The organism is Pseudomonas sp. c313 (assembly GCF_055407145.1).
The window spans coordinates 590,504-602,477 of sequence record NZ_JBUZRD010000001.1; the positions used below are offsets into that span (position 1 = coordinate 590,504).

13 protein-coding genes are annotated in these 11,974 nt (G+C 60.6%); 4 read left to right on the forward strand and 9 right to left on the reverse strand.

What is annotated here, in order from left to right; genetic code table 11:
- Window positions 1–40: 40 nt before the first annotated feature.
- A complete protein-coding gene (locus ACZRKZ_RS02865; RefSeq protein ID WP_463980649.1) occupies window positions 41–1,222 on the forward strand; it encodes a CaiB/BaiF CoA transferase family protein in 1,182 nt (393 codons plus the stop codon).
- 924 nt (window positions 1,223–2,146) lie between these two features.
- Here ACZRKZ_RS02865 and ACZRKZ_RS02870 read toward each other — a convergent pair.
- Both ACZRKZ_RS02870 and ACZRKZ_RS02875 read right to left on the reverse strand, forming a co-directional pair.
- The gene (locus tag ACZRKZ_RS02870; RefSeq protein ID WP_133099214.1) at window positions 2,147–2,641 is read right to left on the reverse strand and encodes a SprT family zinc-dependent metalloprotease; all 495 of its coding nucleotides are present in this window, start codon (window positions 2,639–2,641) and stop codon (window positions 2,147–2,149) included.
- A 129-nt stretch (window positions 2,642–2,770) separates the two neighbouring features.
- A complete protein-coding gene (locus ACZRKZ_RS02875) occupies window positions 2,771–3,373 on the reverse strand; it encodes a Yip1 family protein (protein WP_463968376.1) in 603 nt (200 codons plus the stop codon).
- Between the two features lie 281 nt (window positions 3,374–3,654).
- Between ACZRKZ_RS02875 and ttcA the strand changes: the two genes are divergently transcribed.
- Together ttcA and ACZRKZ_RS02885 are read left to right on the forward strand one after the other, a co-directional pair.
- Window positions 3,655–4,479 carry a tRNA 2-thiocytidine(32) synthetase TtcA gene (gene ttcA, locus ACZRKZ_RS02880; protein WP_463980650.1) on the forward strand — a complete coding sequence of 275 codons (825 nt, stop codon included), beginning with the start codon at window positions 3,655–3,657 and terminating at the stop codon, window positions 4,477–4,479.
- Window positions 4,480–4,546: 67 nt separating this feature from the next.
- Window positions 4,547–5,218 carry a DNA-3-methyladenine glycosylase I gene (locus ACZRKZ_RS02885; RefSeq protein ID WP_463980651.1) on the forward strand — a complete coding sequence of 224 codons (672 nt, stop codon included), beginning with the start codon at window positions 4,547–4,549 and terminating at the stop codon, window positions 5,216–5,218.
- Window positions 5,219–5,278: 60 nt separating this feature from the next.
- Here ACZRKZ_RS02885 and ACZRKZ_RS02890 read toward each other — a convergent pair whose 3' ends face one another.
- Genes ACZRKZ_RS02890 through arsC form a run of 3 tightly spaced genes read right to left on the reverse strand, consistent with a single transcriptional unit; the run spans window position 5,279 to window position 6,646 of the window.
- Entirely contained in the window at window positions 5,279–5,698 is a 420-nt protein-coding gene (locus tag ACZRKZ_RS02890) for a DUF2069 domain-containing protein (protein WP_463980652.1), read from the reverse strand.
- Window positions 5,682–6,296 (reverse strand): NAD(P)H:quinone oxidoreductase, encoded by a 615-nt coding sequence (gene wrbA, locus ACZRKZ_RS02895; RefSeq protein ID WP_463980653.1) that lies wholly within the window; start codon window positions 6,294–6,296, stop codon window positions 5,682–5,684. Before wrbA ends, ACZRKZ_RS02890 begins: the two co-directional genes overlap by 17 nt.
- Window positions 6,293–6,646 carry an arsenate reductase (glutaredoxin) gene (arsC, locus tag ACZRKZ_RS02900; protein ID WP_463968381.1) on the reverse strand — a complete coding sequence of 118 codons (354 nt, stop codon included), beginning with the start codon at window positions 6,644–6,646 and terminating at the stop codon, window positions 6,293–6,295. Before arsC ends, wrbA begins: the two co-directional genes overlap by 4 nt.
- 113 nt (window positions 6,647–6,759) lie before the next feature.
- Between arsC and ACZRKZ_RS02905 the strand changes: the two genes are divergently transcribed.
- Window positions 6,760–7,221, forward strand: coding sequence for a TlpA disulfide reductase family protein (locus ACZRKZ_RS02905; protein ID WP_149413523.1), 462 nt, complete (start codon window positions 6,760–6,762; stop codon window positions 7,219–7,221).
- A gap of 38 nt (window positions 7,222–7,259) precedes the next feature.
- Here ACZRKZ_RS02905 and ACZRKZ_RS02910 read toward each other — a convergent pair whose 3' ends face one another.
- The 4 genes from ACZRKZ_RS02910 to ACZRKZ_RS02925 all read right to left on the reverse strand — a co-directional run bounded on the left by ACZRKZ_RS02910 (window position 7,260) and on the right by ACZRKZ_RS02925 (window position 11,938).
- Entirely contained in the window at window positions 7,260–7,664 is a 405-nt protein-coding gene (locus ACZRKZ_RS02910) for an META domain-containing protein (protein ID WP_463980654.1), read from the reverse strand.
- On the reverse strand, window positions 7,661–8,110 hold the full coding sequence (locus ACZRKZ_RS02915; RefSeq protein WP_463980655.1) for a hypothetical protein: 450 nt from the start codon (window positions 8,108–8,110) through the stop codon (window positions 7,661–7,663). The genes ACZRKZ_RS02910 and ACZRKZ_RS02915 overlap by 4 nt, the downstream gene beginning before the upstream one ends.
- Window positions 8,111–8,181: 71 nt before the next feature.
- Complete coding sequence (locus tag ACZRKZ_RS02920; RefSeq protein ID WP_463980656.1) at window positions 8,182–9,171, reverse strand: 2-hydroxyacid dehydrogenase; 990 nt, start codon at window positions 9,169–9,171, stop codon at window positions 8,182–8,184.
- Window positions 9,172–9,196: 25 nt separating this feature from the next.
- A complete protein-coding gene (locus tag ACZRKZ_RS02925; protein ID WP_463980874.1) occupies window positions 9,197–11,938 on the reverse strand; it encodes a response regulator in 2,742 nt (913 codons plus the stop codon).
- Window positions 11,939–11,974: the final 36 nt, after the last annotated feature.

Consider the following 11,974-nt stretch of genomic DNA (forward strand, 5'->3'; position numbering starts at 1 on the left):
TGCCTACTCTGTGCCCAATCGAATCGGAATCGGAGTTCCCATGTCAGGTCCCTTGGCGTCCCTCAAAGTGCTGGATTTCTCCACCTTGCTGCCTGGCCCGTTTGCTTCATTGCTGCTGGCGGACATGGGCGCCGAAGTGCTGCGTATCGAATCCCCCACGCGTATGGATTTGCTGCGGGTGTTGCCGCCCCATGATCGGGGAATATCGGCCAGCCACGCCTACCTCAATCGCAACAAACGCAGCCTGGCCCTGGACCTCAAGCAGGCCGAGGCGCTGGAGATCGTCCGGCAGTTGGTGAAGGACTACGACATCGTTCTGGAGCAGTTTCGCCCTGGCGTCATGGACCGTCTGGGCCTGGGGTACGAGGCCTTGAAGGCCATCAATCCGAAGCTGATCTACGTTTCCATCACCGGCTACGGCCAGACCGGCCCCTACAAGGATCGCGCCGGCCACGACATCAACTACCTCGCCCTGGCAGGGGTCGCCAGCTACACCGGGCGCCAGGACAGTGGGCCGTTGCCGTTGGGCGTTCAACTGGCGGACGTCGGTGGCGGCTCATTGCACGCGGTGATCGGGCTGCTGGCGGCGGTCATCGCCAGGCAGCAGAGCGGGGTGGGTCAGTACCTGGACGTGAGCATGACCGACTGCGCCTTCAGCCTTAACGCCATGGCCGGTGCCGGTTACCTGGCTTGTGGTGTGGAGCCTGCGCGAGAAGACCAGATGCTCAATGGCGGCAGTTTTTACGATTACTATCGCTCGCGGGACGGGCGCTGGCTGTCGGTGGGCAGTCTGGAGCCAGGTTTTATGCAGCAGTTGTGTGCGGCCCTCGGGTGTCCGGAACTGGCGCCCCAGGGGTTGTCGCCCAAGCCTGAGCAGCAGAACGCGCTTAAGCAGGCACTGCAGGTCGAGTTTGAGAAGCGCAGCTTTGAGGAGTTGTGTGGGTTGTTTGCGGGGGTGGATGCTTGTGTCGAACCGGTTCTCAGCCTTGGTGAAGCGTTGAAACATCCACAGCTCAAGGCTCGGGATCTGGTCAGTCAAGTGCCATGGGGGGATGGTTCCAGTCAGGCGCAAATGGCCTGTCCGTTGAAGTTTTCAGAAGGGTTGCCGGCGCCCAGGCATATTGGGGTAGCGCTTGGAGCCCACAGTGATGAGGTGTTGGGGGAGTTGGGGTTCAGCGCCGCGCGGATTGCACAATTGCGGGGTGCCAAGGTGGTGGGTTAGGGGCTGGCCTGCCGTTATTGCGGTATGAGTATCTACATATTGTTGCGGGCAGGATTCTGGGGTTGTGGGCTGTGGCTGGGTTGGGTACATATCCGTTATTTTGGTCAGGGCGGATTAGGGTTACGCCCTTACGGCGTGTCACTTTGAAAAGCCCAAAGTAACCAAAGGCTCTTGCCCCACCACTTGGTGCCTCGCTTAGGCTCGGCATGCCCTCACTCCGGCATTGCTCCGTGGGCCGCCGCGATGGGCCATCCTTGGCCCAGCGCGGCTAAACCGGCGTCCTGCCGGTTTACCCACGGATCAATGCCTGCGTTCAGCCATCGTGGTTAACGGGGCGCCTTAGATCAAGATCAAGATCAAAAGCACGGCGGCCTGGTAGCCGACCTGAGTGGTGAGAAGCAAGAGCGGATCTACTGCCCACTACTGTAGGAGCGAGCTTGCTCGCGATGGTCGTTAACGATGACACGGGCTTCCTGGATGAATGCGGTGCCTGTGAGCCCATCGCAGGCAAGCCAGCCCCCACAGAAAAGCGGATTGTCACTGGCTTTGCTCTGCTTTTGATCTCGCTCTTGATCTGCCTGCCCATAAAACCAGAGGCCGAACGCAGGTGTTGGGCAGTGGGTAAACCGGCAAGGATGCCGGTTTAGCCGCGCTGGGCCAGGGATGGCCCATCGCGGCGGCCCACGGAGCAATGCCTTCGTTCGGGTACGCCGAGCCACAGCGGGGCGCCGATAGGTAGGGCAGGAGCGCTTTGCTTACTTTCGCGCCTTTCGAAAGTGAGTCGCTGTAAGAGCGAAACCGCCAGCAGCCGTTACCGCAACAACGGATATGTACTCAACAGCCCCCCTAGAACCTGCCCCCCCAGCCATCAGCAACCTCAAGAGATGTGTAGATACCTATGGTCATCGCAGGCACCTCACTACCTCACTCCACCCGAGTTTCCCCGGTAAACACCAACGTCTCCCGACACCGCCGGCACAAATACCGCCGCCCCTGACTCACCAGCCCATGGCGCTGGGACGAAAACGGGAAATCACTGCCCGCACAAGGGCAGCGGTAGATATACCGGGTTACCCGGCGCCGCTGGATCTCATAGGTGTGGCAGCGGTTGGGCGGCAGTTCGTAGACCCCGCGCATGATCAACTGCCATTCCTCGCCATGGGGCTGGATGCGCTCGCCGAATAATTGGTGGGCAATCAGGTGCGCCACTTCATGGGCGACGGTCTGCTTGAGGAAGTCTTCGCTATTTTCCCGGTACAGCTGCGGGTTGAAGCGCAACAGGTTCTCGTGCAAATGCGCGACACCGGCCTTCTGGCCACGCAGCTTGAGGCTGACGTGGGGGCGTTTGAAGCTTCGTTTGAAAAAGGATTCGGCTTGTTGGAAACAATCTTCGACGCGGGTATTGAGTTGCTCGGGCATGCTGTACATATCTCCAGAGACGCCCAGTATGCCGCAAACCTGGGTGTTTCCGAATCTGTCAGGCGCCGAATGGTCAGGCAGAACGCACAAAGCCACCTTGCGGTGGCTTTTCCTGCGATTTGGAGTGGGCTAGCTGGTGTAGATCGGGCCGACGCCCAGGCCCCAGACGATCACGGTAAAGGCCATGATCGCCACCAGCACCACCAGGCCCACGGCCAGCACCGAGCTGGAGAACAGAAAGCCTTCGTCCGGGTTGATGTTCATGAAGGTCGGCAACCCGACATACAGCAGGTACACCGTGTAGCTGATGGCGGTCGTGCCGACGACCATCCCCAGCCACATATGCGGGTAGAGCGCCGCCAGCCCGCCGACAAACAGCGGTGTCGCGGTGTAGGTGGCAAACGCCACGCAGCGCGCCATGCTCGGGTTGGCGTCGTAGGTGCGCGCCATCCAATGAATGAAGGCGCCCATCACCGCAACGCCGCCGAGCATCGCCAGGTACGACATGATGGTCATCCACAGCGCGCTTTCCTGGGTCAGCATGACCGGGGACCGATTGCCGATGACCCAGCCGACCTGGGTGGTACCGATAAAGGCTGCTACGGCGGGGATCGCCGCGAGAATCAGCGTGTGAGTGAGGTACATGTGGCTGATGCTTTCTTCTTTATCGCCACGAATTTCCCGCCATTCCTTATCGGGGTGGGTGAAAAGTCCCACGACGTGATGGATCATGCCAGTCACTCCTGTCGTTATTACCATCGCCCCCCAGCGGAGCGCCCACGGGCCAATTGGCCTGAAAGGTCTGGATATATGTGCGCGACCTTATGTCGGAGTATAGGAAGTGATGACCGGAAAAAGTGTGAGGCTTTAGAGCAAATCGCGCTGTAAACACAGGGGTTAATCGCAATGACTTCTGTAAATGGCTCGCCACACAAGCCCGCTCGCCACTGTGTCTGGATTTTTGCGTAAAATACCCCGCTTTTCGTCACACTCCTTTAACGGGTCCAAGCGCCATGGGCACTCTTACGGTCAACCAGAACAAATTGCAAAAACGCCTGCGTCGCCAGGTCGGTGAAGCAGTCGCCGATTTCAACATGATCGAGGAGGGCGACAAGGTCATGGTCTGCCTGTCCGGTGGCAAGGACAGCTACACCCTGCTCGACGTGTTGCTGCACCTGCAAAAGGTCGCACCGATCACGTTCGACATCGTTGCCGTGAACATGGACCAGAAACAGCCTGGTTTTCCCGAGGAAGTGCTGCCGGCCTACTTCAAGACACTGGGGGTCGAGTACCACATCGTCGAGAAAGACACCTATTCGCTGGTCAAGGAACTGATCCCGGAAGGCAAGACCACCTGTTCACTGTGTTCACGCCTGCGCCGTGGCACGCTCTATACCTTTGCCGACGAGATAGGCGCGACCAAGATGGCCCTCGGTCATCACCGTGATGACATCGTCGAAACCTTCTTTCTCAACATGTTCTTCAACGGTTCCCTCAAGGCCATGCCGCCCAAGCTGCGGGCCGATGACGGGCGCAACGTGGTGATTCGCCCGCTGGCGTATTGCAACGAGATGGACATCCAGGCTTACTCCGACTTCAAGCAATTCCCGATCATTCCCTGCAACCTCTGCGGCTCCCAGGAAAACCTGCAACGCCAGGTGGTCAAGGACATGCTTCAGGATTGGGAGCGTAAGACGCCGGGGCGCATTGATAGCATCTTCCGCAGTTTGCAGAACGTGCAGCCGTCGCAACTGGCCGACCGCAACCTGTTCGACTTCACCAGCCTGCGGATCGACGAAAGCGCCGCTTCGCGCTTCGTCAACGTAGTGAATCTCTGAGCATTTTCAACGCTCTGATTGACGGCGCTTGCGGGCGCCGTTTTCATTTCAATTCTTAGGAGAGGGCATGCGCGATTACAAGTGGCTGCACGAATACTGTCTGAACCGTTTCGGTTCGGCGGCCGAACTGGAAGCCCATCTGCCTGTCCCCAAGACCCCGGCGCAATTGCGCGAGATCAGCGATGACCGCTACCTGTCGACCTTGTCGCTGCGGGTGTTCCGCGCCGGGCTCAAACACAGCGTAGTGGACGCCAAGTGGCCAGCGTTCGAGCAGGTGTTCTTTGGTTTCGACCCGGAAAAAGTGGTGCTGATGGGGGCCGAGCACCTTGAGCGGCTGATGCAGGACACGCGAATCATCCGCCACCTGGGCAAACTTAAGAGCGTGCCGCGCAATGCGCAGATGATTCTGGATATCGAGAAAGAGAAGGGCAGCTTTGGCGAGTTGATCGCCGAGTGGCCAGTGACCGATATCGTTGGCCTGTGGAAGTATTTGAGCAAGCACGGCCACCAGTTGGGCGGGCTGTCGGCACCGCGCTTTTTGCGCATGGTCGGCAAGGACACCTTCGTGCCGAGCTATGACGTGGTGGCGGCGTTGAGTGCGCAGAAGATCGTCGACAAGGTGCCCACCAGCCTGCGAGACCTGGCAACGGTGCAGGACGCGTTCAACCAGTGGCACGCGGAGAGTGGGCGGCCGATGTGTCAGTTGTCGATGATGTTGGCCTACACAGTCAACCACTGACACTGTGGCGAGGGGGCAAGCCCCCTCGCTACAAAAAGCCTCTTCAGCCCGACAATTCCATCAGGCCGGCTGACCTTCCCCCGACAACCGCCGATCCAGCTGGAATCGCCAGCGCACATACAGCAGCGCCGTGCAGAACACCGCCAGGCTCGCCAGCATTTCCAGCACACCGAACCAATGCCGGTTCGGATCGTAGGCGGCCAATGCGCCTTTGATGAAATACAGGTTCACCACAAAACACATCCATGAATGCCCGCGAGCGCTGCCTACGATCATGCCCGGCGCCAGCAACAGCAACGGCACCAGTTCGATCAGCAGTATCACCCAGGGCCGGGCGCCGTGAAGGTCGGCAAACACCAGATAATAGGCGCACAGCAAGCCGATCAGGCCGAGGAAACTCACCAGGCTCAGTACCCGCGTCACTCTGACCCGAGGTTCCAGCCAGGCTTGGGGCGGCAGGACTTTAGGCTTCTTGGCCACGGCCACTCTCCAGTTTCAAGGCGGTTTTCGCCAGGCGCAGGCCAAGAGCTCGGCACAGGGCGATCTCATGTTGATCGAGGGCACGCTTGCCGTCGGCACCGGAATGATGGCTGGCGCCGTAAGGGGTGCCGCCGCCCTGGGTGTCGAGCAATGCCTGTTCGCTGTAGGGCAGGCCGGTGATCAGCATGCCGTGGTGCAACAGCGGCAACAGCATCGACATCAGCGTGGTTTCCTGGCCGCCGTGCAGGCTGGCGGTGGAGGTGAAGACGCCAGCCGGTTTGCCGACGAGGGCACCGGTCAGCCACAGGTTGCTGGTGCCATCGAGAAAGTACTTCAGCGGTGCCGCCATGTTGCCAAAGCGGGTCGGGCTGCCCAGCGCCAGGCCCGAGCAGTTTTTCAGGTCATCGAGGCTGGCGTACAACGCGCCTTCGGCCGGAATGCTCGGCGCCACGGCTTCGCATTCGGTGGAGATTGCCGGCACGGTGCGCAACCGCGCTTCCAGCCCACCTTGCTCGATGCCCCGGGCAATCTGCCGGGCCATTTCACTGACCGAGCCGTTGCGGCTGTAATACAGCACCAGTACGTACGGCGCGCTCACGGCAGAATCTCCAGGATTTTTTCCGGCGGACGGCCGATCACAGCCTTGTCAGCGGTTTCCAGGATCGGCCGTTCCATCAGCTTGGGATGAGCAGCGATGGCGGCAATCAACTGGGCTTCGCTGAGGCTGGCGTCAGCCAGGTTGAGGGCCTTGTACTCATCTTCGCCGGTGCGCAGCAGTTGCCGGGCGCGGATGCCCAGCTTGCCCAGCAATGCCTGCAATTGCGAGGCGTCCAGCGGAGTTTCCAGGTAGCGCACTACGGTCGGCGTCAGGCCGCGGGCTTGCAACAGTTCGAGCGCACCGCGGGATTTCGAGCAGCGCGGGTTGTGATAAAGCGTCAGATCGGTCATGTGCGGGTCGCATCTTGCGTAAGGTGGCGGGTATTCTACCCGCGCTGCGCCCAGTCCTGAACCTTGAGAGGCGATAGGCCGCAGCCAACGTTCACTTTTGCGAAGGATTACCCATGACAAGGCGACTGATCGGTGCATTGGCGATCATCACAACCCTGCTGCTCAGCGGCTGCGGCAATGACTATGGCGTTGACCAATACGGCCAGAAAGTGGCGTCCGAGCGCTTGGACAAGCAATGGCTGGTCATCAACTACTGGGCAGAATGGTGTGGCCCGTGCCGCACCGAGATTCCCGAGCTGAATGCCTTGGCCGAGCAGCTCAAAGGCCAGTCGGCGGGGGTGTTCGGGGTCAACTTCGATAATGTGCAGGGCGAAGAACTCAAGAGCGCCAGTGACAAACTGGGCATCAAGTTCACCGTGCTGGCGCAGAACCCGGACGGGATATTCGACATTCCGCGCAGCGAAGCCTTGCCGGTGACCTACATCATCGATGACAAGGGCAAGGTGCGTGAACAGTTGATGGGTGAGCAGACGGCAGAAGGGGTGTTGGCGAAGTTGAAGGCGTTGCGTGGCTGATTAATGTCGGAGCCGGTTAACCGGCTCCTGCAGGTCTTTCAGCCTTCTTCCAGCCATAACCGCAAAGGTTTGCCTTCAACTGGCCAGAAACGGGTTTGCTCGATGGGCGAAATATCCCAGCGCTCGACGGTTTCTAGGGCCTTGAAGAAGCGGTGTTCCTGCTCCATCAATGCTTCAGGGCACAGCTTGCGTGTGCTGCCGACCTTGCCGAAGCTGAGCTTGTCACCGTCCAGAGTGTAGGGCGCAAACCAATGGTTGCAGCCGCCATTACCGTAGGCCCGGCCGTCAGAGCCGAGGGTCACGGTTAGATGCGCGTAATCCATCAGCGGCCGTTCGCCGATCCACTCCAGCACGTAGCTGTGGTCCTGCTTGAGCTTGACGGGTTCACCGGCGCAGCCCGCGAGGCCTGCACCCAGGACGGCGAGCACAAGCAAGGCCTTCATTGAACGGCCTTCTGGCATTTCGGGCAGCGGTGTTTGTCGCCGTCAGTGGTCCAGCCCAACTCGGTGATCCGCGCGTTGGCGGCCGGTTGCAGCGGCGCCTTGGTCAGCTTGGTTTCTACCGCGAACTCAAACTCCAACACCGTGTCGCAGCTGTCGCAGCTGTCGCAGTTGGCTTTCCAAGTGTGGATCTCCAGTTCGCCAAACTTCGGGCCCTGGGCCATGGCGACCCATTGGCCGGCCGGACTGATGGAGTAGCGGGCGTCACCTTCGACAGTCAGGCGCATCGACAAGGTTTTACTGCCGCGCAGGGTGACGATCAGGACATCGCCGTTCTTGATCGAGCCGCCGTTGCCGGTGACTTGATAACGGCCCGGCACCAGGGCGCGGCATTCGATCAGGGTGTGTTGCGGGCTCAGCAAGCTGAAGCGGAAATCGTGTTCGGCCATGGATCCTCCAAATAGGCGCGGCATCCTATCACGGGCCGCAGCCCATCATGGACCCGGTATGTGACCGCTGATCAGCCTTGCACCTGGTTTTGCGGCCGATCGTCCGCCCACGCCGTGATATTGGCCAGGGTGGTTCCGGCAATCGATGCCAGTGCTTCCTGGGTCAGGAACGCCTGGTGAGCGGTGATGATCACGTTGGGGAAGGTCAACAAGCGCGCGAGCACATCGTCTTGCAGCGGCAAGTCCGAACGGTCTTCGAAAAACAGCTGCGCCTCTTCTTCGTAAACATCCAGCCCCAGGTAACCCAATTGCCCATCCTTGAGGGCTTCGATCAGCGCCGGTGTGTCTACTAGCCCACCGCGTCCGGTGTTGATCAGCATGGCGCCGGGCTGCATATGGGCCAGGGACTGCACATTGATCAGGTGTTTGCTTTCACTGGTCAGCGGGCAATGCAGGCTGATGATTTGTGCCTGGGCCAGCAACTCCTGAAGGCTCATGTAACGGGCGCCGAGGGCTTCGACCTGTGGGTTGGGGTACGGGTCGTAGGCCAATAGCGTGCAGCCGAAGCCGTTCATGATTTTGGCGAAGGTGGCGCCGATCTGCCCGGTGCCGACCACGCCGACGGTCTTGCCCACTAGGTCGAAGCCGGTCAGGCCATGCAAACTGAAATCGCCGTCGCGGGTACGGTTGTAGGCGCGGTGCAGGCAGCGGTTGAGGGCCAGGATCAGGGCGACGGCATGTTCGGCCACCGCATGGGGCGAGTAGGCAGGTACCCGCACGATGGTCAGGCCCAGGCGTTTGGCGGCAGTCAGGTCGACATGGTTGTAACCGGCCGAGCGCAGGGCAATCAGTCGCGTACCGCCTGCGGCCAGATGTTCCAGCACCGGGGCACTGAGATCGTCGTTGATGAAGGCACAGACCACTTCGTGGTTGTCGGCCAGAGCCACGGTGTCGAGGTTTAATCGAGCGGGCTGAAATTGCAGCTCCATGCCTGCCGGCAACGACGCGCCAAGAAAACTGTCGCGGTCGTAGGTCTGGCTGCTGAAGAGGATGACGCGCATCAAATTGTTCCTTTATTGATAGGGTTTAGGTGCTGACCCGGGCCTCACTGGCCAGCCGTGCAATCGCCATGTCCAGCTCATCTAGAGCCGCCATGGCCTTGGCGTCGCCCTGCTTAAGCAGGGTCTCGGCCCGTTGGCAGGTCGCCCGCAATTGCGGTACGCCGCAGTAGCGGGTCGCGCCGTGCAGACGGTGGACGCGTTCGATCAGGGCATGGTTGTCGTTGGCATCACGGGCGATACGAATGGCTTCGCGGTCGGCCTCCAGGGACGCGAGCAACATGGCGAGCATATCCGCCGCCAGGTCCGCCTTGCCGGCCGCCAGGCGTAAGCCTTCCTCGTGGTCCAGAACCAGCAGTTGCACGGCCTGGCCGATACCGTCGGCGCTCCGTTCCGGGCCTTGATTGCGCAAGGCCAGGCCGGTCCACTTCAACACCACCTGGGCCAGTTGCCGTTCGCTGATGGGCTTGGTCAGGTAGTCATCCATGCCGCTTTGCAGCAAGGCGCGTTTTTCGTTGGCCATGGCGTGGGCGGTAAGGGCGACGATCGGCAGCGGCGTGCCGTGGCGCTCGCTTTCCCATTGTCGAATCGCCTCGGTGCTCTGGCGACCGTCCATGCCTGGCATCTGCACGTCCATCAGCACCAGGTCGAAGGTTTCCTTTTTTACCGCCTCGATGGCGGTATAACCGCTGTCCACTGCCTGGACCTTTGCGCCCATATCCTCCAGCAGTGTCTGCACCAGCAACAGGTTCGCCGGGTTGTCGTCGACACACAGCACCCTTGGGGCACGGCTGGACAACGGCTCGCCGGGTTCGCTGCGTAAAGGACGCGGGCTGATCAGGTCGGACAGGGCACGACGCAGCTTGCGGGTGCAGGCCGGTTTGGCCTGCAACTGACTGTTAGGGTTGGGCACCGACAGGTTGAACAGCATCTGCTCGGTGGTCGGGCACAGCACCAGCACTTTGCAGCCCAGGTGTTCGAGGTCCCAGAGGTGCTGGTTCAGGCGCTCCGGCGGAATGTCATTGGCGGTGACGCCCAATACCGCCAAGTCAATCGCCTGCTCAGTTTGGTGGGCGCTGGTGATGCCGTTGGTCAGGCTCTCCAGGGTGTTGAACGGCGTGACTTCCAGGCCGCAGTCTTCCAACTGGTGTTGCAGGGCCTGGCGTGCCAGTTCGTGATTTTCCAGTACCGCGACACGGCGGCCCAGCAAAGGCGCAGAGGGCAGGTCTTCGACATCGTCGCGGGTTTTTGGCAGGTTCAGGCTGATCCAGAAATCCGAGCCTTCGCCTGGCGTGCTGTCGACGCCAATCTCGCCGCCCATCTGTTCGATCAGGCGCTTGGAAATCACCAACCCCAGACCGGTGCCGCCCGGCTGTCGTGACAGTGAGTTGTCGGCCTGGCTGAACGCCTGGAAAAGCGCCCGTACGTCCTGGCTGGACAAGCCGATTCCGGTGTCCTGGACGCTGATGCGCAGTTGCACGCTGTCCTCCTGTTCGTCTTCAAGCATGGCGCGGGCGACGATGGTGCCTTCGCGAGTGAACTTGATGGCGTTGCTGACCAGGTTGGTGAGGATCTGTTTGAGGCGCAGCGGGTCGCCCACCAGGGATAGCGGCGTATCGCGATAGACCAGGCTTACCAGTTCCAGCTGCTTGGCGTGGGCGGCCGGGGCGAGGATGGTCAAGGTGTCCTGCATCAGGTCTCGCAGGTTGAAGGGGATGCTGTCGAGCACCAGCTTGCCGGCTTCGATTTTCGAGAAGTCGAGAATTTCGTTGATGATGCCCAGCAGGTTGTCGGCGGATTTTTCGATGGTGCCCAAATAGTCCAGCTGACGGGGCGATAGCTCGCTTTTCTGCAGCAGGTGGGTGAAGCCGAGAATGCCGTTGAGTGGCGTGCGGATTTCATGGCTCATGTTGGCGAGGAATTCCGATTTGATGCGGCTGGCTTCCAGGGCTTCCTTGCGGGCCAGGTCGAGTTCGATGTTCTGGATTTCGATGGTTTCCAGGTTCTGCCGCACGTCTTCAGTGGCCTGGTCGATACTGTGCTGCAGTTCTTCCTGGGCGTTTTGCAGGGTCTCGGCCATGCGGTTGATGCCCGACGCCAGTTGGTCCAGCTCCTGGCTGCCCAAAGGTGGCAAGCGGGTTTCCAGGTTGCCGTCCTTGAGTTGCGCCACCGCTTGCTTGATCTGGCCGATGGGCGAGGTGATCGTGCGGCTTATGCGCAGGGCCAACGAGGCGGTGCAGATCAGGCCAATGGCGATCAGCAGCAGGCTGGCGAACAGGCTGCGATAGCCACGCAGCAGCATGCCGTTGTGGGACAGTTCCAACTCGACCCAGCCCAGCAGGCGATCGGATTCATCAGGGATCAGCTCGCCGGCGAGGTTGCGATGGCGGCCAAAGACCGGCAGCAGATAACGGGTAGCGTCATTGCCGGTACGCTGTAGCAGGTGGGAACTGTTACCGATGGGCGGCTGATTGAGCATGGTCGGGCCGGCATGGGCCAGGGGCGAGCGGTCCGGCGCCAGGAAAGACACGGCTCGTACGTCGGGTTGCTCCAGGTAATGGGTGGCAATGCGCTCCAGCAAGTCGGTATTCTTGTTACCCAACGCCGGTGCCACTAGTGGCGCCAGTTGCTCGGCAATCATCTCGCCGCGATTGAGCAGCTGGGTTTGCAGCTCCGACAGTTGCATCCAGGTGAAATAACCACCCAGCAGTAATGCCATCAAGCTGGTAGGTAATAATGTCAGCAACAGTACGCGGCCTTTTATCCCCATTCGTCTAAACACGCCACTCTCCTGCTACCACATTGT

Coding starts and splice junctions, on each gene's coding strand:
- ACZRKZ_RS02865 (WP_463980649.1), top strand. CDS start 41: ATGTCAGGTCCCTTGGCGTCCCTCAAAGTGCTGGATTTCTCCACCTTG.
- ACZRKZ_RS02920 (WP_463980656.1), bottom strand. CDS start 9,171: ATGCGCGTCATCCTCTTCAGCAGCCAGACCTACGACCGCGACAGTTTT.
- ACZRKZ_RS02915 (WP_463980655.1), bottom strand. CDS start 8,110: ATGGCCGAACACGATTTCCGCTTCAGCTTGCTGAGCCCGCAACACACC.
- ACZRKZ_RS02870 (WP_133099214.1), bottom strand. CDS start 2,641: ATGCCCGAGCAACTCAATACCCGCGTCGAAGATTGTTTCCAACAAGCC.
- ttcA (WP_463980650.1), top strand. CDS start 3,655: ATGGGCACTCTTACGGTCAACCAGAACAAATTGCAAAAACGCCTGCGT.
- arsC (WP_463968381.1), bottom strand. CDS start 6,646: ATGACCGATCTGACGCTTTATCACAACCCGCGCTGCTCGAAATCCCGC.
- ACZRKZ_RS02875 (WP_463968376.1), bottom strand. CDS start 3,373: ATGATCCATCACGTCGTGGGACTTTTCACCCACCCCGATAAGGAATGG.
- ACZRKZ_RS02905 (WP_149413523.1), top strand. CDS start 6,760: ATGACAAGGCGACTGATCGGTGCATTGGCGATCATCACAACCCTGCTG.
- ACZRKZ_RS02925 (WP_463980874.1), bottom strand. CDS start 11,938: ATGGGGATAAAAGGCCGCGTACTGTTGCTGACATTATTACCTACCAGC.
- ACZRKZ_RS02910 (WP_463980654.1), bottom strand. CDS start 7,664: ATGAAGGCCTTGCTTGTGCTCGCCGTCCTGGGTGCAGGCCTCGCGGGC.
- ACZRKZ_RS02885 (WP_463980651.1), top strand. CDS start 4,547: ATGCGCGATTACAAGTGGCTGCACGAATACTGTCTGAACCGTTTCGGT.